This is a genomic window from Streptomyces enissocaesilis, assembly GCF_039533765.1.
GTDB classification, from domain to species: domain Bacteria; phylum Actinomycetota; class Actinomycetes; order Streptomycetales; family Streptomycetaceae; genus Streptomyces; species Streptomyces enissocaesilis.
In genome coordinates this window covers 102,811-128,043 of the sequence record NZ_BAAAUD010000005.1, presented here as the reverse complement: position 1 = coordinate 128,043, position 25,233 = coordinate 102,811, and the positions used below count along the sequence as shown (strand labels likewise).

At 72.2% G+C, this 25,233-nt stretch carries 28 protein-coding genes and 2 pseudogenes; 10 read left to right on the top strand and 20 right to left on the bottom strand.

All coding sequences use genetic code 11. The features are described from left to right. Positions 1–101 precede the first annotated feature (101 nt). From ABD374_RS01460 to ABD374_RS01445, 4 genes are all read right to left on the bottom strand, one after another. On the bottom strand, positions 102–1,379 hold the full coding sequence (locus ABD374_RS01460) for a cation:proton antiporter (RefSeq protein ID WP_344489276.1): 1,278 nt from the start codon (positions 1,377–1,379) through the stop codon (positions 102–104). A 3-nt stretch (positions 1,380–1,382) separates the two neighbouring features. Next, positions 1,383–1,853, bottom strand: coding sequence for a cation:proton antiporter regulatory subunit (locus tag ABD374_RS01455; protein ID WP_344489273.1), 471 nt, complete (start codon positions 1,851–1,853; stop codon positions 1,383–1,385). A 300-nt stretch (positions 1,854–2,153) separates the two neighbouring features. Beyond that, positions 2,154–2,324 (bottom strand): hypothetical protein, encoded by a 171-nt coding sequence (locus ABD374_RS01450; RefSeq protein ID WP_344489270.1) that lies wholly within the window; start codon positions 2,322–2,324, stop codon positions 2,154–2,156. A 132-nt stretch (positions 2,325–2,456) separates the two neighbouring features. Beyond that, on the bottom strand, positions 2,457–2,870 hold the full coding sequence (locus tag ABD374_RS01445) for a hypothetical protein (protein ID WP_344489267.1): 414 nt from the start codon (positions 2,868–2,870) through the stop codon (positions 2,457–2,459). A 133-nt stretch (positions 2,871–3,003) separates the two neighbouring features. On the opposite strand from ABD374_RS01445, the gene ABD374_RS01440 reads away from it, so the two are divergent. Then, entirely contained in the window at positions 3,004–3,567 is a 564-nt protein-coding gene (locus ABD374_RS01440) for a DM13 domain-containing protein (RefSeq protein WP_344489264.1), read from the top strand. A gap of 27 nt (positions 3,568–3,594) precedes the next feature. On the opposite strand, the gene ABD374_RS01435 is transcribed toward ABD374_RS01440, so the two are convergent. Both ABD374_RS01435 and ABD374_RS01430 read right to left on the bottom strand, forming a co-directional pair. Continuing rightward, positions 3,595–4,059 carry an ATP-binding protein gene (locus ABD374_RS01435; protein WP_344489261.1) on the bottom strand — a complete coding sequence of 155 codons (465 nt, stop codon included), beginning with the start codon at positions 4,057–4,059 and terminating at the stop codon, positions 3,595–3,597. Beyond that, entirely contained in the window at positions 4,053–4,961 is a 909-nt protein-coding gene (locus ABD374_RS01430; RefSeq protein ID WP_344489258.1) for an MEDS domain-containing protein, read from the bottom strand. The genes ABD374_RS01435 and ABD374_RS01430 overlap by 7 nt, the downstream gene beginning before the upstream one ends. A 250-nt stretch (positions 4,962–5,211) precedes the next feature. On the opposite strand from ABD374_RS01430, the gene ABD374_RS01425 reads away from it, so the two are divergent. The 3 genes from ABD374_RS01425 to ABD374_RS01415 all read left to right on the top strand — a co-directional run bounded on the left by ABD374_RS01425 (position 5,212) and on the right by ABD374_RS01415 (position 7,508). Further along, positions 5,212–5,613 carry a VOC family protein gene (locus ABD374_RS01425; protein WP_344489255.1) on the top strand — a complete coding sequence of 134 codons (402 nt, stop codon included), beginning with the start codon at positions 5,212–5,214 and terminating at the stop codon, positions 5,611–5,613. Positions 5,614–6,202: 589 nt separating this feature from the next. Beyond that, positions 6,203–7,036, top strand: a complete 834-nt coding sequence (locus tag ABD374_RS01420) for a chaplin (RefSeq protein WP_344489252.1) — start codon at positions 6,203–6,205, stop codon at positions 7,034–7,036. 235 nt (positions 7,037–7,271) lie between these two features. Next, positions 7,272–7,508, top strand: coding sequence for a hypothetical protein (locus ABD374_RS01415; RefSeq protein WP_344489249.1), 237 nt, complete (start codon positions 7,272–7,274; stop codon positions 7,506–7,508). A 175-nt stretch (positions 7,509–7,683) separates the two neighbouring features. On the opposite strand, the gene ABD374_RS01410 is transcribed toward ABD374_RS01415, so the two are convergent. Then, the gene (locus ABD374_RS01410) at positions 7,684–8,193 is read right to left on the bottom strand and encodes a hemerythrin domain-containing protein (RefSeq protein ID WP_344489246.1); all 510 of its coding nucleotides are present in this window, start codon (positions 8,191–8,193) and stop codon (positions 7,684–7,686) included. A gap of 589 nt (positions 8,194–8,782) precedes the next feature. Between ABD374_RS01410 and ABD374_RS01405 the strand changes: the two are divergent. Together ABD374_RS01405 and ABD374_RS01400 are read left to right on the top strand one after the other, a co-directional pair. Further along, positions 8,783–9,091: pseudogene (locus tag ABD374_RS01405) on the top strand (endonuclease/exonuclease/phosphatase family protein); the annotation flags it as partial. A 19-nt stretch (positions 9,092–9,110) separates the two neighbouring features. Then, a complete protein-coding gene (locus ABD374_RS01400) occupies positions 9,111–9,221 on the top strand; it encodes a DUF397 domain-containing protein (RefSeq protein ID WP_425577101.1) in 111 nt (36 codons plus the stop codon). On the opposite strand, the gene ABD374_RS01395 is transcribed toward ABD374_RS01400, so the two are convergent. Both ABD374_RS01395 and ABD374_RS01390 read right to left on the bottom strand, forming a co-directional pair. Further along, positions 9,218–9,637, bottom strand: a complete 420-nt coding sequence (locus ABD374_RS01395) for an ATP-binding protein (RefSeq protein ID WP_344489243.1) — start codon at positions 9,635–9,637, stop codon at positions 9,218–9,220. The two genes, ABD374_RS01400 and ABD374_RS01395, sit on opposite strands and share 4 nt — an antisense overlap. Before the next feature lie 76 nt (positions 9,638–9,713). Then, on the bottom strand, positions 9,714–10,889 hold the full coding sequence (locus ABD374_RS01390) for a SpoIIE family protein phosphatase (protein ID WP_344489241.1): 1,176 nt from the start codon (positions 10,887–10,889) through the stop codon (positions 9,714–9,716). A 199-nt stretch (positions 10,890–11,088) separates the two neighbouring features. Between ABD374_RS01390 and ABD374_RS01385 the strand changes: the two genes are divergently transcribed. Beyond that, positions 11,089–11,421 carry an STAS domain-containing protein gene (locus ABD374_RS01385; protein ID WP_344489238.1) on the top strand — a complete coding sequence of 111 codons (333 nt, stop codon included), beginning with the start codon at positions 11,089–11,091 and terminating at the stop codon, positions 11,419–11,421. A gap of 17 nt (positions 11,422–11,438) precedes the next feature. Here ABD374_RS01385 and ABD374_RS01380 read toward each other — a convergent pair whose 3' ends face one another. The 7 genes and pseudogenes from ABD374_RS01380 to gudD form a co-directional block, all read right to left on the bottom strand. Beyond that, positions 11,439–11,882, bottom strand: a complete 444-nt coding sequence (locus tag ABD374_RS01380; RefSeq protein WP_344489236.1) for a response regulator — start codon at positions 11,880–11,882, stop codon at positions 11,439–11,441. Then, a complete protein-coding gene (locus tag ABD374_RS01375) occupies positions 11,879–13,552 on the bottom strand; it encodes a sensor histidine kinase (RefSeq protein ID WP_425577095.1) in 1,674 nt (557 codons plus the stop codon). The genes ABD374_RS01380 and ABD374_RS01375 overlap by 4 nt, the downstream gene beginning before the upstream one ends. Further along, positions 13,534–14,739 carry a PP2C family protein-serine/threonine phosphatase gene (locus ABD374_RS01370; RefSeq protein WP_344489233.1) on the bottom strand — a complete coding sequence of 402 codons (1,206 nt, stop codon included), beginning with the start codon at positions 14,737–14,739 and terminating at the stop codon, positions 13,534–13,536. Before ABD374_RS01370 ends, ABD374_RS01375 begins: the two co-directional genes overlap by 19 nt. A gap of 141 nt (positions 14,740–14,880) precedes the next feature. Beyond that, entirely contained in the window at positions 14,881–15,381 is a 501-nt protein-coding gene (locus ABD374_RS01365) for a MarR family winged helix-turn-helix transcriptional regulator (protein ID WP_344489230.1), read from the bottom strand. 111 nt (positions 15,382–15,492) lie between these two features. Continuing rightward, positions 15,493–16,353 carry an RNA polymerase sigma factor SigF gene (locus ABD374_RS01360; protein ID WP_344489525.1) on the bottom strand — a complete coding sequence of 287 codons (861 nt, stop codon included), beginning with the start codon at positions 16,351–16,353 and terminating at the stop codon, positions 15,493–15,495. Between the two features lie 186 nt (positions 16,354–16,539). Beyond that, on the bottom strand, positions 16,540–17,700 hold the full coding sequence (locus tag ABD374_RS01355; protein ID WP_344489227.1) for a serine/threonine-protein kinase: 1,161 nt from the start codon (positions 17,698–17,700) through the stop codon (positions 16,540–16,542). 316 nt (positions 17,701–18,016) lie between these two features. After that, positions 18,017–18,220 (bottom strand): annotated as a pseudogene (gudD, locus tag ABD374_RS01350) (glucarate dehydratase); the annotation flags it as partial. A gap of 303 nt (positions 18,221–18,523) precedes the next feature. Between gudD and ABD374_RS01345 the strand changes: the two are divergent. Next, on the top strand, positions 18,524–19,237 hold the full coding sequence (locus tag ABD374_RS01345; RefSeq protein WP_344489224.1) for a transglycosylase family protein: 714 nt from the start codon (positions 18,524–18,526) through the stop codon (positions 19,235–19,237). A 98-nt stretch (positions 19,238–19,335) separates the two neighbouring features. On the opposite strand, the gene ABD374_RS01340 is transcribed toward ABD374_RS01345, so the two are convergent. Beyond that, entirely contained in the window at positions 19,336–19,764 is a 429-nt protein-coding gene (locus ABD374_RS01340; protein WP_344489522.1) for an isocitrate lyase/phosphoenolpyruvate mutase family protein, read from the bottom strand. Positions 19,765–19,924: 160 nt separating this feature from the next. Between ABD374_RS01340 and ABD374_RS01335 the strand changes: the two genes are divergently transcribed. Both ABD374_RS01335 and ABD374_RS01330 read left to right on the top strand, forming a co-directional pair. Beyond that, positions 19,925–20,374: a carboxymuconolactone decarboxylase family protein gene (locus ABD374_RS01335; RefSeq protein WP_344489221.1), complete on the top strand. Its 450-nt coding sequence runs from the start codon at positions 19,925–19,927 to the stop codon at positions 20,372–20,374. A 501-nt stretch (positions 20,375–20,875) separates the two neighbouring features. Further along, positions 20,876–22,222 carry an LCP family protein gene (locus tag ABD374_RS01330; protein ID WP_486388619.1) on the top strand — a complete coding sequence of 449 codons (1,347 nt, stop codon included), beginning with the start codon at positions 20,876–20,878 and terminating at the stop codon, positions 22,220–22,222. A 443-nt stretch (positions 22,223–22,665) separates the two neighbouring features. On the opposite strand, the gene ABD374_RS01325 is transcribed toward ABD374_RS01330, so the two are convergent. From ABD374_RS01325 to ABD374_RS01315, 3 genes are read right to left on the bottom strand one after another with little or no spacing between them, the layout of a single operon-like run. Further along, positions 22,666–24,534: an ABC transporter ATP-binding protein gene (locus ABD374_RS01325; RefSeq protein WP_344489218.1), complete on the bottom strand. Its 1,869-nt coding sequence runs from the start codon at positions 24,532–24,534 to the stop codon at positions 22,666–22,668. Further along, a complete protein-coding gene (locus tag ABD374_RS01320; protein ID WP_344489215.1) occupies positions 24,531–24,965 on the bottom strand; it encodes a lasso peptide biosynthesis B2 protein in 435 nt (144 codons plus the stop codon). The genes ABD374_RS01325 and ABD374_RS01320 overlap by 4 nt, the downstream gene beginning before the upstream one ends. After that, positions 24,962–25,216, bottom strand: coding sequence for a lasso peptide biosynthesis PqqD family chaperone (locus ABD374_RS01315; protein WP_344489213.1), 255 nt, complete (start codon positions 25,214–25,216; stop codon positions 24,962–24,964). The genes ABD374_RS01320 and ABD374_RS01315 overlap by 4 nt, the downstream gene beginning before the upstream one ends. Positions 25,217–25,233: the final 17 nt, after the last annotated feature.

Sequence of the window (25,233 nt, the reverse complement as noted above, 5' to 3'; positions counted from 1 at the left end):
TCACCTCCGAGGCGGGGAAGCCTCTAGTTGAATGTTGAACAAATACTGCAACGGCGCGCTCCCTCGTCGTATTCCGCTTCCGCGGCGGCCCGCGGCGGCGCTCAGGCGCCGCGCTCCGCCTCCGGCTCCGGCGCCACGTGCGCCGTCAGGCCGACCGCCTCGCGGTGGAGGGACGGCGGGCCCGGCTCCCGCGCCCCGGCCGTCCGCCCGGCCCCCTTCCCCCGCCCCCGTCCCCGCCGCATCCGCGAGACCAGCGGCTCGGTCCAGCGCGCCGCCAGGGGGCCCAGGAGGACCAGGATCAGGACGTACGCCGCCGCGATCGGCCCGATGCGGGGCTCCGTCGCCACCGCCAGGCCCGCGATCACGATCGAGAACTCGCCGCGCGCCACCAGCGCCCCGCCCGCCCGCAGCCGGCCCCGCGTGCCGATGCCGGCCCGCCGGGCGGCGTACCAGCCGGTGAGGATCTTCGTGAACGCCGTCACGACGGCCAGCAGCAGCGCGGGCAGCAGCACCGGCGGGATGTCCGCCGGAACGGTCGACAGGCCGAAGAAGACGAAGAAGACGGCGGCGAAGAGGTCCCGCAGGGGCGCGAGGAGCGTGCGCGCGCCCTCCGCGACGTCCCCCGACAGCGCGATGCCGACCAGGAACGCGCCGACCGCCGCCGAGACCTGGAGCTGCTGCGCGACACCGGCCACCAGCACCGTCAGCCCGAGTACGACGAGCAGCAGCATCTCGGGGTTGTCGGACGACACGGCCCGGCTGATGAGGCGCCCGTGGCGCAGCGCGACGTACAGGACGATCCCGACCGTACCGAGCGCGATCACCAGCGCCACGCTGCCGCCCGCCAGGCCGACGCCCGCGAGCAGCGCGGTCAGCAGCGGCAGGTAGACCGCCATCGAGAGGTCTTCGATCACCAGGATGCCGAGCACGGCCGGGGTCTCGCGGTTGCCGAGGCGGCCCAGGTCGGTGAGGACCTTGGCGATGACCCCCGACGACGAGATCCAGGTGATGCCCGCGAGCGCGACGGCGGCGACCGGCCCCCACCCGAGGAGGAGCGCGGCGGCGGCGCCCGGTGTCGCGTTGAGGACGAAGTCCACGGCGCCCGACGGGTACTGGGTCCTGAGGCTGGTGACCAGCTCGGACGCGCTGTACTCCAGCCCGAGCAGGAGCAGCAGCAGGATGACGCCGATGTCGGCGCCGACGGCCACGAAGTCCTCACTGGCGTCGAGCGGCAGCAGCCCGCCGTGCCCGAAGGCGAGTCCGGCCAGCAGATAGAGCGGTATGGGGGAGAGGCCGACCCGTCCCGCCAGTCTGCCGATGAGGCCGAGCGCGAGGATGAGCGTGCCGAGTTCGATCAGCAGCGCGGCGGTGTTGTGCACGGTTCAGCCCCCCGCGATGATCCCGGTGAGCGCGTCGACGCCCTCGCGCGTGCCGACGGCGACCAGCGTGTCCCCGACGGACAGCCGGAAGTCCGGTCCGGGCGACGGCGAAACGGCGGTCCGCCGGAGCACGGCGACGACCGAGGCGCCGGTACGGGTGCGTGCCCGGGTGTCGCCGAGCGGCCGTCCGGCGTACGGGGACCTGCCGGTCACGGGGATGTGCCCGGTGACGAGGTCGACCCCGTCCGTGCGCGCGGCGTCGGCGGGCTCCACGTCGATGAGGTGGGAGAGGGCCGTGGCCTCGTCGGGCGTCAGAGGTACGGAGAGCAGGCACGCGTCGGGGTCGTCGCGGTCGTAGAAGCCGAGGAAGCGCCGCCCGTCCTTGTGCGCGACGACGGAGATGTGCTGGCCGCTGTCGGTGGTGAAGTCGTACTGCGTGCCGACGCCCGGCAGCGTGGTGCGGCGCGTACTCATGCTCTGCCTCCCGGTCTGCTGCCCGGCCGCGGCAGGGACGGACTTCCGGGCGGCGGCCGAAAGCACACAAGCGGCCGGCTGCTTCGCTTACGCATTACCCTACTCCGGGCTCGGGCAGGGCTCCTGTCGGACGTAAGCGCAGCTCAGGCGCCCTGGGGAAGGTACGGGGAGGCAGCGGTCCCGGCCCCGGGCCGGGCCGGACCGGGAGCGCCGCCGCCTTGTGTTCCGGGTGTTCCGCCACGGGTCGAACTCGTGCGGCGGGCGAGCCCGCCATCGGCTTCTACGGCCGGGGAGAAGCCGTCAGGGGCGGCAGCCGGCCGCCGGGCCCTCTTCGCCGCCGCTTTCGGCGCCCCTGTCGGACTGCTGCGGCTCGTGCCGCTCCGGGGACGGGTCCACGGCGGACGGATCGGACGAGCGGGCGACTTCGGCGCGCAGCATGGCGTTCAGGGCGGCGTACGGATCGATGGGCATGGCGAACGTCCTTACGGTCGAGGGGGTTCAGCGCTGAAGCGAGGTGATGGCGTCTGACGCTTGGCGCGCAGACGCGTGGCACATGGCGCGTGGCGCATGGCGCCCAGGCGCTTGGCGCAGGCGCGGGCCTCCTCAGCAGCGCAGCACCACACACCGCCGCACCGCGCGCGCCAACGGCCCCTCGACCGGCAGCCCCAGGTCCCGGAGCCGGGCCGCCGGGCGCGGGAGCCGGTGTCCGGCCCGCGTACGCCGGTACGACACCACCACCCCCGCGCTTGCCGTACGACCCCTCGCGCGCTCCCGCCGGGCCCCGCGGGACCCCTCGCCGCTCCCGCGCGCCTCACTGTCGGCAGCGTCCGACGGCTGGCCCTCGGCCCCGGCCCCGGTCCCCAGCGCCGATTCGGCGGCGGGCACCACCGGCGACCGGGCCTGTACGGCGCCCCTCTCACCCAGCACCACGGCGAGAACCGCGGTGAGTACCAGCACCGCCGTCAGCACACCGCGTCGCACCGCGCGCGGGACCGGGCCGGGGCACAAGGCAGGCATGTGCGTCTCGTCCCACGGCCGGGCCGGTTTTTAGCCGTACGACACGAAAATCCCCTCCACCGGGCTAGCGTCGTAAGGCTTTCGTCACCGGAAAGCCGAAGTCGGAGCGGGCTTTCGGACGTTGAATGGGCGCATGAGTCGCATACTCGGCAAGCCCGTGGTCATCGGAGCGCTGCTCGTCGCCGTCGTGGTGGCCGGCGTGGGTCTGTACTGGTTCCAGCCGTGGAAGCTGTGGGTGGACGACACGGTGCGGGACGAACTCCCCGTCGCGGCCCCCGCCACTCCACCGACCGCCCCTTCCACTTCCGCCGCCCCTTCCACTTCCTCCGCCCCCTCCGCCCCCCGGACCCTTGTCTCCGGTTCCCTGATCAGCCACGAGCACCGCACCACCGGTACGGCGAAGGTCGTCCGGCTCCCCGACGGCTCCCACACCCTGCGCCTGGAGAACCTCGACACCAGCAACGGCCCCGACCTGCACGTCTGGCTCACCGACGCGCCGGTGAAGGAGGGCAAGGCCGGTTGGCACGTCTTCGACGACGGCACGTACGTCAGCCTGGGCAAGCTGAAGGGCAACAAGGGCGACCAGAACTACGCGCTGCCCGCCGACCTCGACCTGAAGGGCCTCACCAGCGTCAGCATCTGGTGCGACCGCTTCGACGTCTCCTTCGGCGCCGCGGAACTCACCGCCCCCGCGTAACCGGCGTAACCGGCCTGACCGGCCGCCTCAGCCCGGCAGCGCCATGGCGAACGTCACCACGCTCCCGGCCGTCCCACCCGCTCCACCCGCCTCGCCCGCTCCGTCCGCCCCGCCCGTGATGACCAGCCGGTCCGTGATCAGGCGCGTGAGCCACAACCCCCGGCCGCAGTGGCTGCCGCCGAGCCCCGGCGCCAGCTCCGGGATGACGGAGGGGGCGAAGCCGGGCCCCGAGTCGCTGACCGTGCATTCGAGCGCGCCGGAGGCGCGGCGCAGCAGCAGCCTGCCGCCCCCGCCGCCGTGCTCGACGGCGTTCGTCGCCAGCGCGTCCGCCGCGAGGACGAAGTCGCCCCTCCGGGGCTCCGCCAGTCCCGCCCAGGCGGCGTGCTGATCGACCAGCACACGCAGCCGGGGCAGGTCGTCCCGGGCGAAATCGAGCTCCAGCAGCCGCTCCTGCGGTCCGCCGCCGTTGAGGTGCACCCCTCCGGTCACCATTCCCGGACCGCCTCCGTCAGCGTGAGGCGCCGGACCCTGTCCGAGCCGAGTCTGCGCAGCAGCACCGCCTGTGCGGTGCCGCAGCGGATCTCGATGCCGTCGTGTCCGGCCGTCCCGGTGGCCCCGGCGGCGTGGTGGATGTGATCGACGAGGCCGATGAGGTCGAGGGCGCACCGTACGCCGAGGAAGTGCAGAGACATCAGATCCACCAGCAGCCGGGGCCCGGCGGTCCGATCGAGGGCGTCGCGCAGGGCGGTCACGAAGGGCTCACGCGTGGCGTGGTCGGCCTCGCCCGCGATCCTGACCGAGCCGTCCGCGTGCAGGATGCGTAACTCCCCGAGGGCGGAGAGCAGCGAGCGCGGGTGCGCCTCGGACATGGTGTCGAGTACGTCGCCGTCGAACGCGCGCCGGTCGTAGGAACAGATCTCGTTGCAGGGCCGGCGGTCGAAGAGGTGCTCGGTGCGGGACTCGCGGTGCATCATCGTGGTGACATCGGCGTCGAGGTCCGCCACCCAGTGCATGTCGATGAACGCCCGCAGCCCCCGGTACCCCTGCGCGACGGCGAGCGAGGTCTCTTCGCGCAGGCACTCGCACTGCCGTTCGGGGGTGAAGCGGCGATCGGGCCGGATGAGCGCGCGCATGCTGCTGTGCGTCAGCTGCCCCCGCCCGCGGGCCTCGGCGAGCAGCGGGCTGGTCCCGTCCGGGCGCACGCGTACGGCGTCGGGGTCGACCTGCGGCGCCGCGAAGACGATCACCTTCTCGCCGTGCGCCGGCCCGGAGCGGGTGGAGGTGACGAGCGCGTCCCAGTTGGCCTCGTCGTCGTAACCGAGGAACGCGTGGTCACCCGCCCGCATCCCCTGAACGGGCATCAGGCTCGGGTGCGCGTAAGCCCGTTCGTCCATCGCTTCCAGGGGTCCCTTCCCGCTCTCCGCCCAACCCTATGGATACCGGACCGGCCCGGACAGCCGTACCGGAAGCCGGTCGGCGGCACTCGAAAGAGATGGCCGCGCCGCAGGTCCCGGCCGCTGCCCGCATCCACATGACAGATACGGGAGTCCGTCCTAGGATCGCCGGTACGGCATCGCGTGTCGGTCACCGGCCGGGTGAGGCATGGAGGTAGCCCGTGAGTTTGCCTTACGGAGGCATTCCACAGTGTCAGTACAGCTGAACCACACCATCGTTCACTCCCGGAACAACCGGGAATCCGCCGAGTTCTACGCCCACTTCCTGGGCCTGGAGATCTCGGCCGAGTGGGGCCCGTTCATCGCCATCGAGCTGAGCAACGGCGTCACGCTGGACTTCGCGACCGTCCCCGCGGAGACGATCGCCGCCCAGCACTACGCCTTCCTCGTCACGGAGGAGGATTTCGACGGCATCTTCCAGCGCGTCGAGGGCGCCGGGATCACGTACTACGCCGATCCGCACGGCAAGCGACCGGGCGAGATCAACCGCAATGACGGCGGTCGCGGCATGTACTTCATGGACCCGGTCGGTCACTTCCTGGAAGCGATCACCCGCCCGTACGGCAGCGGCGGCGAAGAGAAGCAGAAGTGACGCGGTGACGCGGTGACGCCCTGAAGCGGAGGGGCCGGGAAGAAGCTTCCCGGCCCCTCCGCTCACTCCCCGCACTCCCCGCACGTCCTGGACTCCGTGCGCCGCGCCCCCGGTGGACGGCCGGACTTCCCGGGCGGCCTGTCCGGAGTGCCGGCACTGGTCTTCGCCGGAGTGCCGGAGCGCCTTCGCGGCGACCGTCCGGGGCAGCCGTTTCACCATGATCCGGGACGCCGGTCACCGGGTCGTACTCCGAAAGGCCGAAGAGGCCGCGGACCCGGCGTCGTGTTTCTTCACCGACCGCCCGCTGGATTCGGCCGGTTATCTGACTTCAATTCCGCATCGGGAGCGGGTTTCCGAAGAAGCCGGAGCCTTCGGGTGAAGTCAAAGAGACAGACTCCTTTGCCGAGTTTCCTCGGCGCGGCCCGATCGTTACGGATGTCGACGGCTGTGCGCCGCGACTTGACCGGTCGATAACGAGTGCGTCAGCCAGTGGTTCTCAGTCCGGACGAAATGTCCGGCCGATCGAACTTCCCTCATCGCGCGTGAGCAATCGGCTCACTCGCACGCATCAAAGACAGGGAATGGCAAAGTGCGACAGGTATTGAGCAGAGGCGTACTCGCTGCGGCGGCCGCCTCCGGGGTCCTCGCCATGACCGGCGGCTACGCTCACGCGGATGTCCAGGCCCACGGTGGAGCCGGTAGTTCGTCGGGCGTCGGGTCCGGCAGCACGGCGCAGGGTCCCGCACACACTCCGGTGAACATCTGCGGCAACACCGTCGACGCCGTCGGTGCCTTCGACCCGGCGGTCGGCAACGACTGCGCCAACGGCGAGGAGGGCATGCCGCCGTCCTACCGGGACCATGGCGAGGGCGCGCCCGGCAAGGGGCACCCCGGCATCGATCACTCGGACAACGAGCGCTCGGACCGGGAGTTCCCGGACAGGGAGCAGTTGGACCGGGAGTTCCCGGACAGGGAACACCCGGGCAGCGACCACCCGGACGGTGAGTACCCGGGAGGCGGGGCTCCCGGCCAGGAGCCGCCCTGCGAGGAGGCGCCGGGCGGGAAGCCGCCGGTCGGCGTGGACCCCGGCGGGGAGACCCCCGGGGCGAAGCCGCCGACCGCGAAGCCGCCGGTCGCGAAGCCGCCGGTCGGCGCGGAGCCCGGTGCGGAGACCCCCGGGGGCAAGCCGTCCGGCGAGAAGCCGTCCGTCGGCGGACCTCCCAGGGTCCAGCCGGCCGTGCACGAGGCCCCGGCGGCCGAGGCCCCGGCCGACGAGGTCCCCGCGAAGGAGACCTCGGTCGTCGGAGCCCCGGCGCTGGCCCACACGGGCAGCGGCGAGATCGGAACCGCCGCCGCGATCAGTGCCGCGCTGCTCGGCGGCGGAGTGCTGATGGTCCGCCGTCGCAAGGCCGCGCGGGTCTGAGCCGCCGGTCGCCGGCGTGTCCGATGGAGCGGGTTCTCCGGAGCCCGCTCCATCGTCGTGTCCGGACCTTTTCAATCCCGGCATCCGGGTGAATCACAAGAAGCGTCCCGGGCTTCAGTTTCTCTCCGTCCGGGCCTTCGTTAGTCCAGGTGTAAGTGGCATGGAACAGCAGCGTCAGAGTGTTGTGGGATTTGTAGGTCGCGGCTTTACGCCAGCATAAAAAAGGATTACTGGAATGAAGTACATGAAGGCCGCTTCGGCCATTGCCATTTCGATGATCGCTGCGGGAGCGGTGTCCCCGGCCATGGCCGCCGACCGGCTGGGCGATGCTGTCGTCGAATCCGTCCCGCGGACCGCGACGAAGGCCGCGCAGCACCTCAACGAAGGCGATTCCAAGAAGCTGGTGCTGGAAGGTGCCGAAGGGGCCATGGATGCCACCCAGGGGCTCGGTGGCCTGCCGATCGGGAGCTGAGGGAACACCTGCGCTCCTGTGCGAGGTCGCAGGGCCGCGAAGGCCGGTACGTACGCCATCGGGTGTGCGTACCGGCCTTTTCGCGTGTGTACGTGCGTACGGGGCGGCGTGGTGACGGCCGCTTCCGGCGGGGGCTGAACAACCGGCGGACGGGGCGGGCCGGCTGCCTCCGGGGTCACTCCGAGTTCGCGATGACCTTGCGTACGTTCTCCAGGCTTCCGCAGTTCTGCTGGAGCAGCCGGTCGCGCTCGCGGACGAACGCCGCGCCGAGCTCCGCCCGTCGCTCGTCCTTCACGAGTTCCCTGGCGTGGTTGAGGAGGGTGCGCTCCTCCTCGTCCATGTGGTGGGTGATGGCCTCCGAGAGCTCCTCCAGCTTCTCGTCCCACTCGTCCGAACCCACCTCCGACACCTCCAGCAGCGCCGCCAGGGCCTTGTTGCCCTCGGTGTGTTCCTCCTCGCCGTGCTCGACCTCCTCGTCGTCGACCTTCTTGTAGCGCCGCAACGCCGGGTAGACCTCGGACTCCTCGGCCTCGCCGTGCGCGATCAGCAGGTCCGCGAACTCGCGGAGCGCGGCGGCCCGGTCCGCCTCCACGCTCCGCATCGCGTGGAAGAGGCCCTCCATCCGCCGGTGGTCCTGGATGATCAGTTCCACCACATCGGTCGTCTCGGCAGCGCTCCGGGTCATTCCGTCAGCCTCCTGGGTCTGGGGTGCTGGAGTACGTCGTTCCATCCGCCTTCCCGGCATTTCGTCCGTCACTCTCGTGCAGTTGCCGTGGTGAGCGGCGCGGCCCTACGGCCGGGGCGATGAGCCAGGAGCGCGACGGAAGACGGTGGGGCGGGCGGGGGCGTGTGCCGGGCTCGCGCGCTGTGGTGGTCGCCGGTCTGCCGGTTCTCCATGCCGCTGTGGTCCAACGGGGGCGGCCGCTTCGGCAGTCTCCTGGAGACGTTCCTGCCCTGGCTCGGCCTGGCGGTCCCCGTACTGCTGGCCCCGGCGCTGCTGCGCCGCTCGGGCTCCGCCCTCCTGGCACTGCTGCCTCCCCTCGCGGCCCGGCTCGGCCGCTTCGGCGGACTGCTGCTGCCGGCGGACGGTCCGGCGGCGTACGGCGTCGTCGCGGTCCGGCGCAACGTCAGCGACGAGAACGCCGACCCGGCGGACACCGCGCGGGCCCTGGTGAAGACGCGCCCCGGCCTCATCGCCCTCGAACGAAGAGCCGGCCCCCGGCGCGCTGCCCGCCCACGCGGCGGCGCCGGCGCCGGAGTATCCCCACCACGGGGTGGTGGGGACGGCCGGGATCTGGTCGAGGTACCCGCCGGCGGGCACGCGGCCTGTGGACATCAGGACGGACGGCATCGGAGCGCACTGGAACCGCGGCCTGCGGACCGAGGTGCGGGTGCCGGAGGGCGAGGCGGTCGCCGTGCACGTCGCCCACCTGCCGTCCGTACGCCTCGGACCGACCGGGTTCGGCTCCGGGTGGCGGGACGAGAGCGCCGCTCTGCCGGGCGCCGCCCTCGCCGCCGAGCCCCTGGGCCGGGTGGTCCTGCTGGGCGACCTCAACAGCACGGCGGACGACCGGGGGCCGGACCGCCGACCTCTCCGCCCGCATCGCCGTCCGGGACTCCGAGAACCCCGACGGCCCCGCCTTCACCGTCACCCCCGCCGCCTTCTCCGCCTTCGCCGCGGCGATGGCGGCTTCGGCCCGCCGGATGCTCTAGATGCTGATGGCCGCGCAGATCTTCTTGCCGCCCCCGGAGGCCGGGGTGACCGTGACGAAGCGGGACAGGAAGTTGACCAGGTTGAGGCCGTAGCCGCCCTCGTACCCCGTGATGTCGGGGTGGCGGGGGCGCGGGCGCGCCGGGCTCGGGTCCTGCACGGTCACCTTCACCGTGGTCCGGCCCGCTGCCAGGCGCAGCTTGGTGATGCCGCCCGCGTGCCGCAGCGCGTTCGTGACCAGCTCGGAGACCACCAGCACCACGTTGTCGGTGGTCTCCGGGCCGGGCACCTGGGCCAGGCCGGACAGGAACGCGCGCGTGGCGTCGCGCGCCTCGCCCGCCGTGGCAGGACGGACCGTCCGGTGGGCGAAGCGGACCCGGTGGCCCTTGTGGTCACTGATGGCATGCGGGTGGTTCATGTCGTTCACCCTCGGTGGCAGGAAATCAATCTCCGGTGACCTTGGGGCTTCTGCCCTGTTTCACCCCGCGTTAACTTCAGCCCTCGTCCCGGCCGAACCAGTCCAGGCACACGACGAGGGCGTCGTCGGCGGTGTCCACACCGGCGTCGCGGGTCGACGCCAGTTCGCGCAGGACCGCACGGGGGACGGCCGCGGCGGGCAGGAGGCTCGCCGCCTGGACGGCCCGTGCCAGGGCCCGTTCGCCGTACGCCTCTCCGGCGCGGGTCGCGGCGGCGTACACGCCGTCGCTGACGAAGATCAGCCGGTCGCCGGGGAGCACGCGGAACTCCTGGGCGACATACGCCGTCTCGTCGAACATGCCGAGCGGGAGCTGTGCCTCGAAGGGCACGCGCTCGACGGTCTTGTCGCGCTGGCGCCACAGCTGGGGGGACCCGGCGTCGACCACCTGCGCCCGGCCGGTGGCCAGTTCGAAGGAGAGGAGGAGGGTCGAGACGTACGCCGCTCCGCGGTACCGGCCGTAGATCGCCTGGTCGGCGAGGGCGGCCTGGTCGGCGATGCCGATGCCGGCGCGGCGGGCGTTGCGCAGCGCGTTGACGGCGAGGTTGGTGAGGAGGGACGCCTCGATGCCCTCGCCCATTCCGTTGGTGACGGTGAGGGTGAGGGTCTCGGCGGTGGTGGCCCAGTCGAAGTTGTCGCCGTGGATGGCGTACGCCGGCTCCAGCTGGGCCCCGACGGCGTACTCCTGGCGGGAGCAGGCGCGGCCGGGCAGGAGCTGCCACTGCATTTCGGCGGCCAGGGTGAGTCTGCTGGCGCGGCGGGCCTGGAGGTACAGATCGGTGTCGCGCTCGGCGACGATGATCTCGTGGCCGAGGAGTTCGGCGATCTCGGTGAGTTCTTCGATGGTCTCGGGCGTGCATCTGGGTCTGGAAAGCCTCACGGTCAGGATGCCGAGGCGGTCCCCGCGCACGGTCACCGGAAGGTGCAGGTCCATCGCGCCGTCCTCGGCGACGTCCTGCCCGTACGCCTCCTGGCTGCCGAAGGCGCGGCCTTCGGGGCTGGCGTGGACGGGCAGGGGCTGCGCGGTGTGGGGCAGGGCGGTGACGGGCTGGAGGACCGTGAGGCTGTAGTCGGCCATCAACAGGTCGACGGAGGTGGCTTCGTAGTGCTCGACCAGCGCGGCACGTGCCGTGTCGAGGAGGGCGTGCGGTGCGGCGGTGCGTACGGCACGCTCCACGGCCAGGAAAGACGTCACGGTCGGTCGGCCTCTTTTGTCAGGAGTGGGGTACGGGGGGTCGGCGCGAACTGTTGACAAGTAGGGAGTGTTGCTAAGTGGCAACTGTTCGCCCTAGGGTGATTCTGCCGCACCATCGGGGCAGCCCTGTCGGCACCTGCCGGTTTCCGCTGCCACATCTGAGGGGCCAGTTGTGCACACTCGTAGCACCGATCAGCGCATGCTCCTTGTCAGCCACCGATCCGAACGCGCTCACATTCTCGCTCTGCGCGGCGAAGTGGACCTGAACTCCGTCGAACCCCTGCGCCTGGCGCTGGACGGCGCCGGGCGCAGGGGAGAGGGGCCCGTCGTACTGGACCTGTCGGCCGTCCGGTTCGCCGACACCGCGATGATCAACGCGCTGCTGCGGGCGCGCCCCCGGCTCGGGGACCGCCTGCGCCTCGCCGCGCCCCCGGCGCCGGTCATGCGCCTGCTGCGGGTCCTGGGGCTGGACACCGCCTTCATCATCCGCGACAGCCGGGACGCGGCGGTCGACGCCGTACCCGGGCCGTAGCGGGAGCGCCGCCTACGTCAGCGGCGGGGCAGCCTCACCACGGTGACGAAGAAGTCGTCGATCTGACGGATGGCCAGCATGAACTGGTCCAGGTCGACGGGCTTGGTCACATAGGCGTTGGCGTGGAGCTTGTAGCTGCGCAGGATGTCCTCCTCGGCCGAGGAGGTGGTGAGGACGACGACCGGGATGTGACTGAGGTCGGGGTCGGACTTGATCTGCTCCAGCACCTGGCGGCCGTCGTACTTCGGCAGGTTCAGGTCGAGGAGGATGAGGTCGGGCCGCGGCGCGTCCGCGTACTCCCCGCGCCGGTAGAGGAAGTCCAGGGCCTCCAGGCCGTCCCGCACGACGTGGAGGGTGTTGCCGATCTTGTTGTCCTCGAACGCCTCGCGGGTCATGAGCTCGTCACCCGCGTCGTCCTCGACGAGAAGCACTTCTACCGGCTCGGGCTGCGGGGTGGTCATGCGGGGTTTCTCCCGGTGGTGACGGGGGCCTCCTGGGACCCTTCGGCGGACGGCTCCGAAGCCGTCTGCGACGCGGCGTCGGGGAGCGTGAAGACCAGGCGGCTGCCTTCGGTGCGCGTGGTGTCGATCCAGATGCGCCCGCCGCTGTGCTCGACGATCTTCTTGCACAGGGACAAGCCTATTCCGGTGCCCGCGTAGGTGTCGCGGGCGTGCAGCCGCTGGAAGATGACGAAGACCTTGTCGGCGAACTCGGCGGGGATGCCGATGCCGTTGTCGGCCACCGCGAACTGCCAGAAGCCCGGCTCCTCCGCGCGGTCGACGGTGATCTCCACGTGCGGCGTACGCTCCGGGGCGCGGAACTTGACCGCGTTGCCGATCAGGTTCTGCCACAACATGGTGAGCAGGGTCGGGTCCCCCGTCACCTCCGGCAGCTCCTGCGGCCGGTCGACGCGCGCGTCGGTCTCCTCGACGGCGGCGGCCAGGTTGCGTACGGCCCGGTCGACGACCGTGTCCAGTGCCACGGCCTCCTGGGCGTCGTTGAGACGGCCCACGCGGGAGAAGGTGAGCAGGTCGTTGATGAGGATCTGCATGCGCTTGGCGCCGTCGACCGCGAAGGCGATGTACTGGGTGCCGCGTTCGTCGAGCTGGTCGCCGTAGCGCTTCTCCAGCAGCTGGCAGAAGGAGGCGACCTTGCGCAGCGGCTCCTGGAGGTCGTGCGAGGCGACGTACGCGAACTGCTCCAGCTCCTCGTTGGACCGGCGCAGTTCGACGGCGTGGGCGTCGAGGTCCGCCGCCTGCCGGGTCAGTGCGGCTTCGCTGGACTTGGAGGTGATGAGTTCGGTCACCACGCGCAGGCGCATCGCCTCCACGGCCCGCGCGACCGCCCGCAGATCGGCGGGTCCCCGGGCGGGGATGTGGTGGTCGAAGTCCCCGCCCGCGACGCGCCGCGCGGCCGTGCGCACCGCCGCGAGCGGACGGACGACGGTGAAGTGCAGGAGGGCCGCCAGCGCCACGCCGGTCAGCAGGAACGCGACGATGACGGCGTAGAGCGCCCGGTCCCGCTCGGAACGCGCCGCTTCGAGGGCCGCGCGCGCCCGGGTCTGGTCCTGCTCCAGCCGGGTCTGCTGGGCTTCGAGCCGTTCGCGTACGACGTCGAAGGGCCGCTTGCCCCCGGCCACGGAGGCGGCGGCGTCGTCGCCGGTCTCCCGCTCGCCGGCGACGGCCGGGGCGGCGAAGTCCTCGCGCCAGGTGCGCGCCGCCCGGTCGACCGCACGGAGGTCGGCGGTCTGACGGGGCGAGCGGCGGGTCAGCTCCGCCAGCCGCTCGCGCGCACGGGTCTCGGCGGTGAGTCCGCGCCGGTAGGGCTCCAGCAGCGCCTCGTCGCCGGTCAGGAGGTAGCCCCGTACGCCGGTCTCCTGGTCCAGCAGGGCGGCCTGCAACTGGAGGGCCTCGGCGCGGGCCGGGGCGATGTCGTCGACCAGGTGGTCCGCGGCTTCGGTGGTGCGCGACAGCACGGCCGCTCCCACCCCGGCTGCGACGACGGTCATGGCGCCCATCACGGCCAGGGCGAGCAGGAACCAGCCCTGCACGGTCAGGCGCCGGGACGGCTCGGGGCCGGCGGACGGTTCCTGGTGCCGGCGCTGTACGGGTGTCACGTGGTGCTCTTCCATTCCAGGTGGAGTACGGCGACGTCGTCGGCCAGTCCGCCGCTGTCCGCCGCGAGTGTCTGCGCGGTGTGGATGAGGGAGTCGACGAAGGCGTCGGCGGGCCGGTGCGCGTGGCGGCGGGCGACGTCGAGGAGCCCCTGCTCGCCCAGGCGCTCCGTGCCCCGCCCGGTGCGCCCCTCGATCAGTCCGTCGGTGAACAGCACCAGGGCCGAGCCGACCGCCACCGGGAGGGGGGTGACCGGCCACCTGGCCATGCCGGGCAGCAGCCCCAGCACCGGGCCCCCCGGGACCTCCTCCAGGTGCACGCCGCCGTCCGGCGAGCGCATCAGCAGGCCGGGGTGACCGGCCCGCAACACGTTCACGTGACTCTCCCCGGCGGTGTGGCTCAGGCAGGTGAGGGTGGCGAAGATCTCCGGTCCGGAGCGTTCCGCGACGAGCATCCGCTCCAGCAGGCCCAGCAGCTCCTCGCCGCGGGCCCCGGCCAGCACGAACGACCGCCAGGCCACGCGCAGGCACACGCCCAGGGCGGCTTCGCCGGGACCGTGGCCCGACACGTCACCCACCACCGCGTGCGTCGTGCCGTCGGGGGTCTGCACGACGTCGTAGAAGTCCCCGCCGAGCAGCGCCTGGGCGCGGCCCGGCTGGTAGCGGGAGCAGACCTCGACGCTCTTGTCGAGCAGGAGGGGGGTGGGCAGCAGGCCGCGTTCGAGCCGGGCGTTCTCCTGGGCGCGCAGCTGGCCGGCCTGGAGGGCGGAGGCCGCCTGTTCGGTCTGCTTGCGCTGGATCGCGTAACGGATGGCGCGTACGAACAGGTCCGCTTCCAGCCGTCCCTTGAGGAGGTAGTCCTGGGCGCCCGCCGCCACCGCCGCCAGACCGGCCTGCTCCTCGGCGAGCCCGGTCAGGACCACCACCGCGGAACCGTCCGCGTGCCCCAGGACCTTCTCCAGGGCCTCCAGGCCCTGGGCGTCCGGCAGGTGGAGGTCGAGCAGGATGCAGTGCGGCCTGTCCGAGGACAGCTGCTCGAGGGCGTCCGCCAGGGACCTGGCCCAGCGCAGTTCTATGGAGACACCGCCGTCGGCCACCAGCTCCTCGACGAGCAGCGCGTCGCCCGGGTCGTCCTCGATGAGCAGCACGGTCGGCTGTTCCCAGTTCCACAGGGCGGTCTGGGCGGGGTCGGAGAGTGTCCCCATGTCCGGGTCTCTCCTCTCGCCACGGTCGGCCTGGTCCGCCGGGCTGTCCGGTGCGTCCGCGAAGAGGGTAGATTGCTCTGTTGTCTTTTGACAACAATTGTTGTGGGGGGTGGGCTGTGACACCCGGACCTCCGTCCCGTCTCAGGCGGGGCGCACCACACGCATACGGGCGTCGTCCGCGGCGCCGCCGTCGATCACCGAAGCGGCGGCGTCCCTGAACGCGGCGAGGCCGGTGGCCAGCTGCGCGAGGGCTTCGGACGACATCGCCTCGAGTACGGGGCCGAGCTCCCGCACCTGGCACTCCCGTACCTCACCGAGCAGCGCCCGCCCCGGCCTGCTCAGGTGCAACTGCACTTCGCGGCGGCTGGACGGACTGAGGCGCCGCTCCACCAGGCCGGCCGCCTCCAGACGGTCGCACAGCCGGCTCGTGGCGGGAGGGCTGGAGCCCAGCGCCTCCCCCAGCGTCCGCAGGTTGCCGCCCTCCAGGCGCTCGATCGCCAGCAGCGCACGGAGCTGCGACGGCGAGATCGGCCCGGAGGGCGCCTCCATCTGCGCCCTCCCCCAGAGGACCGCGAGCAGGTCCGTCATGTCGGAAGCGGTGTGCGCCAGGTCGTGGAGGCGCGACGGAGGGCTGGGAGGCATCGTTCCACTGTGCCACTTCGGGGGCGGTGCTGTCAGTACGGGCGGGGGCTCCGCCGGCACCGGCCCGTACTCCGGCACCGACGGCCGGGGGAGGTCCACCGGGGTTTCCGCTCAGTCCTCGACCAGCATCTTGGTGCGCAGCCGCTTCAGGACACGCGACAGGAGCCGGGAGACCTGCATCTGGGAGACGCCGAGCTCCTCGCCGATCTGCGACTGGGTCATCTCCTGGCCGAACCGCATTTCGATGATGCGGCGGTCGCGGTCGTCCAGCTCCTCCAGGAGCGGCGCCAGCGTGTGCAGGTCCTCCACGCTCTCCATCGCCGGGTCCGGCTCGCCCAGCCGGTCGGCGAACGTCCGCCCGTTCGCGTCGGACCCCTCACCGCCGTCGCCGGGGGCGTCGAGGGAGCCCGCGGTGTAGCCGTTGGAGGCGACGAGGCCCTCGATGATCTCTTCCTCGGAGAGGGAGAGGTGCTCGGCGAGCTCCTTCACCGTCGGATCGCGGTCCAGGCGCAGGGAGAGCTCCTCCTTGGCCTTGGCCAGGTCGACACGCAGCTCCTGGAGCCGCCGGGGGACGTGGACGGCCCAGCTGGTGTCACGGAAGAACCGCTTGATCTCGCCGACGATGTACGGCACGGCGAAAGTGGCGAACCCCACTTCGCGGGAGAGGTCGAACCGGTCGATGGCCTTGATGAGGCCGATGGTGCCGACCTGGACGATGTCCTCCATGTCGCCGCCGCCGCGGTTGCGGAAGCGACCGGCGGCGAACCGGACCAGGGACAGGTTCATCTCGATCAGGGTGTTGCGGGCGTACTGGTATTCGTGCGTGCCCTCTTCGAGCACCTGCAACTGGTCGAAGAACAGCTGGGACAGGGCCCGGGCGTCCTTCGGCGCGACCTTGCCCGCGTCCTCGATCCAGGGCAGGTCACCGATCAACTCCGCCTGCGGCTGCGGCGTCAGCGTGTCCGTCGTCATCACGTCGGTAGCTCCCACAGGCATCGTCGTCATGTCCTCGCCCTCCCAATCAAATCTGCAAACCCTTCAAGGGGCGCTCCTGCCCGGGACTGAAGCACTCATTCCTAAAATTTTTCATTTACTTCCGACCACCGGTGCCGCGGGTGCGCCGGGCACGCTCACCACCGTGTGTTTCCTCACTCTGCCTCACTCCTGTGAGGACTCCGCGGTGATGTCGGGGCCGGGCTCCGGGGTTTCGGCGGAGCCGGTGTCGGGCGCCATCCAGGCCATCCCGACGAGTACCGCCACGAGGAAGGCGATGACACCTGCGATCGCACTCGCGACCCGGGGTCTGCGCCGTACGAACACCCGCGTACTGGGGCGCTGGGCGGGCGCCGCGCGGCGCCGGGACGCCGGCCGCGCCGTGCCCGTCGCCGGCAGGGCGTACGTGTGGGCGGCCCCGGGCGCGGGCTGGTCCGCCGGAAGGGGCGCCGGCTGCCGCTGCCGGTGCCGTTGTGGCTGTGGCTGTGGCTGCGGGGCGGTGAGCGGCTGGGAGTGTCCGCGCCAGGTGTCCTGGCGGAACCAGTCGGCCACCTGCTCGGCCGTGGGCCGGTCCTCGGGCTGCTTGGCGAGCAGCCCCAGCAAGTACGTCTCGAAGGGAGCGGGTACGTCGATCCCGAGCTCGCGCGGCGGCACCGGGGCGGCGTCGACGTGCTGGTACAGCGTGCCGGTCGCGGTGTCGGCCTGGAACGGCGGACGGCCCGCCAGCAGTTGGTAGAGGACGCAGCCGAGGGAGTACATGTCGGAGGCCGGGCCCGCGGGCCGGCCCAGCGCGCGCTCCGGCGCCAGGTAGAGGCTGGTGCCCACGATCTGGCCGGCGGTGGTGAGCGCGGTGGCGGGGTCGTCGACGAACTGGGCGATGCCGAAGTCGGCGATCTTGACCGTACCGTCGAAGCTCGTCATCAGGTTGCCGGGCTTGATGTCCCGGTGCACGACCCCCTGGCGGTGGGCCACGGCCAGCCCGGCTGCCGCCTGGGCGGCGATCGAGGCGACCCGGTCGGCCCGCAGCGCGCCCTCGGTGACCAGTGTCTGCGCCAGGCTCGTCCCCTCGACGAGCTCCATGACGAGGTAGAACTGGTCCTCCCACGCCCCGAAGTCGAACACCGCCACCAGGTGCGGATGGCTCAGCCGGGCGGCGGTCTGGGCCTCCAGGCGGAACCGGGCCGCGGCCGACGCGTCGGCCCCGTTGCCCAGCAGCAGCTTGACGGCGACCGGCCGGCCCAGCACCTCGTCCGTGGCCCGCCAGACCTCGCCCATCCCGCCCCGCCCGATGGGTGTGTCCAGCCGGTATCTGTCCGCCACCAGCACTTGCGCACCAACCCCGATTTCACTCTGACAATCCCAAGTCAGCTGAACCTACTTCACCGGGCCGGCGCCCCTGCATCTGAGGGCGGCAACGAGGGTTCCACCGAGGCCGGCGGGCGGCTGCCGACAGGCCGTCAGCCGCCCGCCGCCGCACCGGCACCGGCGTCACCCGCCGGGGCGTCCCGATGGTGATCGCGAGGTGGAGCCAGGGCGCGACGTACTCCTTCAGGAGAGGGGGAGAGAGGGCCCTGCGCGGCGAGTGACGTGGTCTTCCGCGGCGACGCGGCGGTGACGAGCCGGTCGGCGGGCTTGAGGCCCCGAAGCGGGTGCGCACGGACCGGAGCACCGCGTGGTGGTCACCGACGGGCTGCCCCACCACCAGGTCCCGGGCCTCCTCCAGCGTGGTGCGGACGGGCTCGCCGCCGGGGACCTCCCCGACGCCGGTGCGGCCCTCGGAGTCGGTCAGGACGACCAGGTTGCGGGTGAAGTACGGGGCGTGCGCGCCGCTGAGGTTGAGCAGCATGCTGTCCCGCCCGGCGACGGGAATGACGCGCAGGGAGGCGACTGACGGGTGCGGGGGGAGCTTCCGGCGCGCCACCGTACCGGCCCCGGCGTCTGCTCCGGTGCGCTGTACGCCGCCACCGCGTCGGCGGCGGTCGAGGGGGGCCGGCCACCGCTCGGCACAAGCCTCCACCCGGGTGAAAACCCGCACGTCGAACTCCGCATACCCACCTAAAAGCATATCGGTGGGTTATTCCTTGCATGCCCATCGGCCGTGACGACCACTGCGTCACGGCGCTGCCGGAGCACAGCGGAGGAAACCCGGATGTCGCCTTCACCCCTCGTCAAGCGGACTGCTGAAACGATCCTGCCTCTGCTGTTGGCCCTGTTGAGCGTTCTGGGGCTCGCCGGCCAGAGCACTGCGCGAGCCGATGTGCGGTCCGATGCGCGGTCCGATGTGCGATCCGCCCCGTCGGGAACGGACTGGGAGACCATCGCCGCCTGCGAGAGCAACGGCCGCTGGAACATCAACACGGGCAACGGCTACTACGGCGGCCTGCAGTTCGCCCCCTCCACCTGGCGCGCCTACGGCGGCCACCAGTACGCCCCCCGCGCCGACCTCGCCTCACGGTCGGAACAGATCGCCGTGGCCCAGCGCGTAGCCCGGGACGTCGGTCTGTCCGCGTGGCCCCAGTGCGGCCGCCGCGCGGCGGCCCACGCCGGAAGCTCGGGAACCTCCGACGCCACCCCCCAGGCCCCGAGCACGAGGTCCGGCGGCAGCACCCACCGCACCCCGAGCGCCGGTGCCGGCGGCAGCACCTACCAGCCCCCGGCGGTGTCCCGGGTGCCGGCGCAGCGCTCCGGCGAAGCCGTCGGCGGACCCACCTACACCGTGCGTGAGGGCGACTGCCTCTCCGCCATCGCGTACCACGCCGATGTCCCCGGCGGCACCAAGGCCCTGTACGAACTGAACAGGCACATCCTCGACGAGGGCCCGGACCGCATCTACCCCGGACAGCGCCTGCGCCTGCGCGCATGAGGCCCGGCACCCCGGACCGGCGGATCTCGGACCGGCAGATCCTGATCCGGCAGACCTCGGCCCGGCAGCCCCCGGCCCACCGCCGCCCGCTCGTACGGTCACTTCCCGAACAGGCCGTTCAGCGCGGAGAAGTCCGGCGAACCGTCCAGCGCCCCGCAACTTCCCTCGCCCAGCAGTTCCACGGCGACGTCACGAGCCGCGGTGCACGCGGCGTGCGCCACACCCGTGCCGACGCCGATCCGGCGCACCCCGGCCTCGGCCGGCCCGACGACGGCCGGACCACCGGGCCCCGCCATGACGTTCACCGGCAGCAGGCCCCGGGCCGGTTCGCGCAGGACGCCCAGATCGAGGAGTCGGGGGACGAAGACGCCGTCGGCGCCCGCCTCCGCGTACGCCGCCGTCCTGGCGGTCACCCCGGCGAGACGGCCGTCCACCTCACCGATGCCGAACAGACGTACCTCGGTAAGGGTGTTGAGGACCTGTTCCGGCAGCCCGGCGCCTGCCGCCGCGCCACGGGCCGCGCGGATGCGTTCCGTGCTCCTCGAACCGCTGCGTCAGAAAGTCTTTCTCGCTCATCTGTCACATCTCCGTGTGCCGATCCGTCAGAGCGGTAGGAGGACGGTAGTCGACCGTCTCAACGACCGCTGCTCTGCGGCGGCTTGGAGGGACAGCACCGTGGAAGCCCGGATGAAGAACCCCGCGATGGTGCTGCCCGACGCCATGAAGGGGGTCCGGAACCTGCTCAAGGGCGTGCACCAGGGCGGCGTACCGCGGCGGACCCTGGAACTGGTCCACCTGCGGGCCAGTCGGATCAACGGCTGCGGCGCCTGCGTGCACGGCGGCGTGGCCAGTGCCAAGAAGGCCGGTGAGAGCGACGCACGGCTCCACGCCGTCGCCGTCTGGCGCGAAGCCCCGTTCTTCACCGACGCCGAACGCGCCGCCCCCGCCCTCACCGAAGCCGCCGCACGCATCGCCGACCGCACCGGCCAGGCGGTGCCGGACGCCGTCTGGGACGAGGCCGCCGGCCGCTTCGACGAGGATCAGCTCGCCGCCCTCATCCTCATGATCGCCACGACCGACTTCTTCAACCGCCTCGACGCCACCGTCCAGGAGCCCGCCGGCCCGACATGGAACTGAACGCCGTCCTCTCCCCCCGGGATGTTCCGGTTCCGGCGCCCGGGTACAGGAGCGGCCCGGCGGGGAGCCGGCGTACACCACGGTCGGCACAGTCCTGACCAGGCCGTACGGGAAGCAGGCGGTGACCGGCGCCCGGACCGGCCGGTCCCCCCGGGTGGACGCCGGTGGCGGGCGCGGCCGCCCCGGTGCCCTGCGCGTGCGCGAGCTGCCCGGCCGGCGGGACGACCGCGACGCGGTCCTCTCCGGTTCTGTGTCGTCCCTCTCGTCGCGCGACGAGAAGTTCCCGCACCCCTCCCCAACAGGGCCGACGATCCGGACCGTTGGCCGAGGGGGGTCTTCGCCTGACGGATTTGCCCCCTCTGCGCGACTGTAAAGTTCACGCATCGCATGCAATGGCGGTCGAGGACGGACGAATACGAAGGCCCGGAGGACGCCAGAGTGGGTACGCAGGACAGGCGGCGGCACGGTCGCCGGGCACAGCCGACGCGGCGCCGCCGCAAGGTGGAGGAGCGGCCGGCCCGGCTGACCCGGCGCGGGCGAATAGCGCTGTGGACCGGCGGGGCGCTGGCCGTTCTCGTACTGGCGGCGGCGGGGGCCGGGGCCTGGGTCTACACGGGCCTGGACGGGAACATCAATTCCGCGGACCTGGACAACAAGCTGGGCGGCGGCAGGCCGGTCAACCTGAGTCCGGGTTCGAAGAACATCCTGGTGGTGGGCTCCGATTCGCGGGACGGCAAGAACGCGAAGTACGGCCGGGACCTGGACACCATGCACTCGGACACCCTGATGGTCATGCACCTGTCCGCGGACAGGGAATGGGCCACCGTGGTGTCCCTGCCGCGCGACTCGTGGGTGAGCCTTCCCGCCTGCGACCGCGGCGACGGCACGACGTCCGACCCCCGTCATGCCAAGATCAACTCCTCCTTCGCCATCGGAGGCACGAGCGGCGAGGTCGCGGGAGCCGCCGCCTGCACGATCAAGACGGTGGAGCAGTCCACCGGACTGCGGATCGACCACTTCATGTCCGTCGACTTCCAGGGCTTCAAGGGCATGGTCAACGCCCTCGACGGCATCGAGGTCTGCCCCGAGACGGCGATCCGTGACGAGAAGGCGCACCTCGACATGGAGGCCGGGTGCCAGACCGTCAAGGACGAGCAGGCCCTCGGGTACGTCCGTACCCGCTACAGCGTCGGTGACGGCTCGGACCTCGGACGCATCGGCCGCCAGCAGGAGTTCATGGAAGCCCTCGCCGCCAAGGCGAAGCAGAAGCTCACCAGCCCGACCGCCCTGTACGGATTCCTGGACTCCGCCACCAAGTCCCTGACCACGGACGAGAAGCTGGCGGGGATCAAGCCGCTGACCGGTCTCGCGAACGAGATCAAGAGCATCCCGAGCGACCGGCTGACCTTCCTGACCGTGCCGAACTACGGGCGCGAGGCGGACGATCCCTCCGACAAGGCCAACGTGGTGTGGCAGTACCCGCAGGCCGCCGACCTGTTCACCTCGCTGGCCAAGGACCAGGAGGTCGACAAGGAGAAGCTGACGGCCGACTCCAAGGGACCGGTGTACGCCGCCACGGTGCGCGTACAGGTCCTCAACGGCAGCGGGATGCCCGGCCAGGCCGCGAAGGTCGCCGAAACGCTGAGGTCCGCCGGCTACACGGTCACCGGCACCGGCAACGCCCCCGCCTCCGCGGAGAAGAGCGCGGTGACTTATCCCCAGGGCCTCGAAAAGCAGGCCGGGGTGCTCGCGTCCCGGCTGCCCGGTGTCACGGCGAAGCAGGAGGCGAGCGCCGTGGCAGGCACCGTCACCCTCGTCGTGGGCACGGACTTCACCGCCATCCGCTGACCGCCCCGGACCATGCCCGCCATGCCCACCACGCCGTCCGGCCGTGCGAGGCGTGGGGACGGCCGGGCCCCCTGAGCAGACCCGCCCCCGGACCGTACGGGCCGGGGGCGGCTACGCGTTGTCCACAGCCGAGCGGGGGAGGCCGGCGGAAAGCCGTGGCTGTGGACAGGCACCGAGGACGCCGGACGGGCGCCGCCCCGCGTTGTCCCCCGTGCGCCTCTGGCGTCTCGTACGGGAGTGGACGGAGGGAGACGGCGCGTACCGGTTCCGGCTGTACGGGCGCATCGACGGCCTGCGGTCGCCCTCCGCCCCTACGCCGGGCGTACCGGACCCTGCCGAAGCGCCCACCCCTCCGTCGGCGTACGCGTGCCCACCGTCCCGCCCGCCCGTGCCGGCCGGCGGGCGCGCTCGGCACGCACGCGGCACGAGGTCTTCGAACCGGTTCACAGCGGGTGGCGGGGGCGGGTGCGGGGGGTCGTGACGGCGGAGGTCCGGGTGCCGGCCGGGCGGAGCATCTGTCCGGCGGCCAGCTCGTGGTAGACGGGGCTGCCGGTGAGCAGTTCCTCGTGACGTCCGCAGGCGGCGGCGCGGCCGTCGTCCAGTACGACGATCCGGTCGGCGTGCTGCACGGTGGAGAGCCGGTGGGCGATCACCAGCACGGAGCACTCCCGGGTGACGTCCCTCATCACCGCGGTGAGCGCCGTCTCGTTGATGGTGTCGAGGTGGGAGGTGGGCTCGTCGAGCAGGAGGAGCGCGGGGCGGGCGAGCAGGGCGCGGGCCAGGGCGACACGTTGGCGCTCTCCCGCCGAGAGGGTGCCGCCGCGTTCGCCGAGCACTCCTGCCAGGCCGCCCGGCAGCCGCCGTACGACACCTTCGAGCCGGGCGAGTTCGACGACGTGTCGCACCTCGGCCTCGGTGGCGTCGGGCACGGCGTAGGTGATGTTGTCCCGCAGCGTGCCGTGGACGACGTGGGTGTTCTGGTCGACGACGGCGATGCGTGCGCGGCACGCGGCGCGGCTCAGTCCGCCGGCGGGCAGGCCGTCGAACAGCAGGGCCCCGGAGTCCGGTTCGTAGAACCTGGACACCAGGGCGAAGACCGTGCTCTTTCCGGCGCCCGACCGGCCGACCAGGGCGACCTGCTGCCGGTGCGCGACGCTGAAGGACAGGCCCCGCAGCACCGGCCGGTCCGGGACGTAGCCGAAGCCGATGTCCCGCAGGGCGAGGACGGGCTCCTCGGGCGAAACGGTCTGCCGGGCCGGTTCGCGCGTACGCGCCCACACGGCCGGCGTCTCCCGCTGCGGGGGTTCCGCGGGCAGGGACAGCGCCTGCTCGATGCGCTGGTAGGCGCCCATGCCGCGCTGGATGAGGCCGACCGCGCGGAAGACCGACGACAACGGCAGCACCAGGTAGGAGGCGTACAGCAGGAAGGCGACCAGATCGCCGAGGGAGGTGGCGCGGCCGTCGACCCGCAGGCCGCCGATCACCAGGACGATCAGGAAGGAGCCCTGGACGGCGAGTTCGACCGCCGGACTCATCACGGACGCGAGCTTCGCGGTCCGTACGCCCGCGCTGTGGGCCGCTTCGACGCGTACCCCGATGCGGGCCGCCTCGCGGTCCTCGGCGCGGTGGACCCGGACCATCGGGAGGGCGCCGAGCGCGCGCTCCAGATCTGCGGCGATCGCGCCGACGGAATCCTGCATGTGTTCGGACGCCACCCTGATGCCCTTCAGCAGCGAAGCGACGATCGCGGCGGCGGCGGCCACCGTGAGGGCGACCAGGAGCAGCAGCAGCGGGTCGATCCACACCATGAGGATGACGGCGCCCGCCGCGACGAGGGCCCCCGTCACCAGGTCGACCAGCGCCTGGGACACGACCTCCCTCAGCAGGGTGGTGTCGGCGGTGACCCGGGAGATGAGGTCGCCGCTGCGGTGCCGGCCGTACTCCCTCATCTCCAGCCGGAGCAGCCGCGCCACCAGGCTGTGGCGCAGCCCCCGTACGACGCCTTCGCCCATGCGCTCCAGGACGAAGCGGCCCACCGCGCCCGTCGCCGCCTCGGTGACGAACAGCGCGGCCAGGAGCAGCAGCGGCCACAGCACCTGTCCCTGTCCGCTCCCGTCCACGACGTGTTTGGCGACGAGCGGCTGGGCGAGTCCCAGGGCGGAGCCGGCCAGGGTGAGCGCGGTGGCGACGGCGACGGAGGCCCGGTGCCCGGTGGTCAGCCGGTACATGGTGGCGACCGCGGCCCGGGTGGAGCGATCCTCCTGGGCCGTCGGCTCAGCCGGCTCAGCCGGGTCCGCTTCGGTGCCGGTCATCGGTCCGTTCGGATCGCGGGGGCGACCGTCATCAGCCGGGTGAAGTAGTCGTCGGGTACGCCCTCGCCCACGGGGCGGCCGTCCGCCTCGATCCAGGCGTGCGCCGTGAACGGCGGCACCGTGCTCACCCCCGTGCACCAGGCCGGCCAGGTCCCCGAGAGGCGGCACACGAGCGCCGCGCCCAGGGAACGCGGCAGGCAGCCCTTCGGGCCGGCGCAGCGCAGGCTCACCGCGCACATCGCGTCCCGGGCGTTCTTGGCCTGTGCGGCGGTGGCCGGGGCGGCCCCCCGGCGGACGAGGCCGAGTACGGCACGGATCCGGCGGGGCGGCAGGAGGGAGAGGGCGACGGCGGGCAGCAGGACGGCACGGGCGGCCAGCCGCCGCGCGAAGGGCACCCCGGAGGGCCTGTCCAGTGCGCTGGGTGTCGTCATCGGGCCAGCCCCGAGGCCCGCAGTTGCCGGACGAGGGCGTCGACGTCCTGTTTCGCCCGGTCGGGGCCGATGTCGAACGTGTCGGTGAGCTCGGCGACCGCGTCGGCTTCGTCACCGCCCGCCATCAGCGTGCTGACCACCAGGGTGGCGGTGGGGTTCAGCTCCCAGTACTGCCCGGTGCGTTCGTCCAGGAGGACCGTGCCGTAGTCGGTCTCGGCAGTGGAGACGTCGGCGCCGAACTTCAGTGCCATGCGTGTGCCCTTCCGCT